Source organism: Hymenobacter crusticola, assembly GCF_002154225.1.
In the GTDB taxonomy this organism is placed as follows: domain Bacteria; phylum Bacteroidota; class Bacteroidia; order Cytophagales; family Hymenobacteraceae; genus Hymenobacter; species Hymenobacter crusticola.
The window spans coordinates 1-750 of record NZ_MTSE01000122.1; the positions used below are offsets into that span (position 1 = coordinate 1).

Consider the following 750-nt stretch of genomic DNA (forward strand, 5'->3'; position numbering starts at 1 on the left):
CCCCACCAGAGTACCCGTTGCAGGCGGCGCACGTGTCGGACGGCGCGTTCATGAGGATAATGCTGCGGGCCCGTGAGCCAAGCCAGAAAACGCGTGGCTTGATCAAAAGAGCAGTCGTCCGCGGCTAGGGTAACCGTTTGCTGCTGTTCCAAGAAGAGCCGCACTTTAGCCTGGTGGCGTTCTACTTGCCGCAGCCGCTTGTGCGGGATGGTACCGCGGCGCTCCCAGCCGCGGTACATGGTCACGTAGCCTTCGTACAAGGCCAGTAAGGATAAGGACTTCCTCACGCGCGCTGGGGTAGATCAAGGGGGACCAATACCGGAGATACTTGCAACCGTGTCAGTTCCAGATAGCACTGCTCAGCCCGCTCGCGCCGCTGCGTGGCATCAAGTAGCAGTTCGTGCACGACGGCAAAGCTGATGGTCTTGGCGACGGTAATGGTCATCTGCTCCGTGCCGGTGCGCAGCGTGATTTCAATGGCGGGGGTCTTGAGCAGACTTTCCAACGCCTCTTCTTCGGCTTGGATAACCAGTAGCTGCTGCTTGGCTTCAAACAGGGTGAGGGAAGGGCGCACAACGAGGGCACGAGAACGGGAGGAAGTGGAACGAATGGGCATGGTTAGGCAGCATGTTGGTGAGTGGAAGCAGTAGACACCGCGTTGGCGGTGAGGCGCCGCTGCACGTCTTGCGCGGTGCGTTGGTCTTCGGGCAAAGCCAGAAAGGCCACTTGCACCCGGCTTTTGAGCGTGGC

General features: G+C 60.3%; 2 protein-coding genes. Both read right to left on the reverse strand.

Features of this window, described 5'->3' with window-relative positions; translation table 11 throughout:
* The coding region (locus tag BXP70_RS29150; RefSeq protein ID WP_143436797.1) for a hypothetical protein at positions 1-287 on the reverse strand (287 nt) is incomplete at its 3' end.
* On the reverse strand, positions 284-616 hold the full coding sequence (locus BXP70_RS29155) for a hypothetical protein (protein ID WP_086597615.1): 333 nt from the start codon (positions 614-616) through the stop codon (positions 284-286). The genes BXP70_RS29150 and BXP70_RS29155, both read right to left, overlap by 4 nt.
* Positions 617-750 lie beyond the last annotated feature (134 nt).